The 1,301-nt window shown below is 77.2% G+C and carries 1 protein-coding gene; it reads right to left on the reverse strand.

The features are described 5' to 3' along the window. Nucleotides 1-20: 20 nt before the first annotated feature. Nucleotides 21-1,301, reverse strand: a 1,281-nt coding sequence (locus IE312_RS36260; protein WP_229900869.1) for an SCO1417 family PLP biosynthesis transcription factor, incomplete at its 5' end; no start/stop codon positions are given.

The raw sequence follows: 1,301 nt of genomic DNA on the forward strand, positions 1-1,301 counted from the left end.
TCGGGGCAGCGCCCCGTCGGTCACGCGACGAACGTGCGCGGCGCCTCCGTGCCGCCCGACGCGCCGGACTCCACCAGGCGCGCGGCGGCGGCGAGCCGTGCCGCCGCCTCCTCGGCGACCGCTCCCCCCACGGTGAAGGGCAGCCGGACGTAGCCCTCGAAGGCCCCGTCGACGCCGAAGCGGGGCCCGGACGGCACGCGGACGCCGGTCCGCTCGCCCGCCTCCGCGAGCCGGGAGCCGGACAGGCCGCCGGCGCGCACCCAGAGGGTCAGCCCGCCGCGCGGCACCTCGAACTCCCAGTCGGGCAGCTCCCGGCGGACCGCCGCCACCAGGGCGTCCCGGTTCCCCCGGGCCTGGGCGCGGCGCAGCTCGACGGCCTGCTCCCAGCCACCGGTGCTGAACAGCCAGTTCACGGCCAGCTGCTCCAGCACCGGCGTGCCCATGTCGGCGTACGCCCGCGCGGCGACCAGGCTGCGGACGACGTCCGGAGCCGCCCGCACCCAGCCGATGCGCATGCCGGCCCAGAACGCCTTGCTGGCCGAGCCCACGGTGATCACGGTGGAGCCGGCCGGGTCGAACCCGCACACCGGCCGGGGCATGCCGCCGCCCCGGAACTCCTCGTCGAGCCACAGCTCGGACATCGTCTCGTCGGCGACGAGCACCGTGCCGGCCGAGCGGGCCGCGTCCACCAGCCGGCGCCGCTGGTCCTCGTCGGCGAGCGCCCCGGTGGGGTTGTGGAAGTCGGCGACCACGTAGGCGAGCCGGGGCGCGGCCTCGCGCAGGACCTGGCGCCAGCGGTCCATGTCCCAGCCGGACAGGCCCTCGGCCATGGCGACGGGGACCAGCCGGGCCCCCGTCTCGCGCATCAGCTGGAGGATGTTGGCGTAGGACGGGGACTCCACGGCGATCCGCTCGCCGCGGCCGGCGAAGAGGTGGCAGATCGCGTCGATCGCGCCCATCGCGCCGGTCGTCACCATGATCTGCTCCGGCATGGTGGGGATCCCGCGCGCGGTGTAGCGCTCGGCGATCATCGAGCGCAGGGCCGGCAGTCCGGCCGGGTAGTCACCGTGGGTGTGGGCGTACGGCGGCAGCTCCTCCAGGGCGCCCCGGACGGCCCGGGTGAGCCAGGGTTCGGGCGCCGGGAGCGAGGCGCAGCCCAGGTCGATCACCGAGCCGAGGGCCTCGGGGGGCAGCGGTTCCAGGCCGCGGGCCGGGACCGGGTTGCCGGCCGGCACCGCGGTCCAGCTGCCGGCCCCGCGCCGGGACTCCAGGAAGCCCTCGCCGCGCAGCGCCTCGTAGGC

The organism is Streptomyces capoamus, assembly GCF_014654935.1.
Taxonomy (GTDB): domain Bacteria; phylum Actinomycetota; class Actinomycetes; order Streptomycetales; family Streptomycetaceae; genus Streptomyces; species Streptomyces capoamus.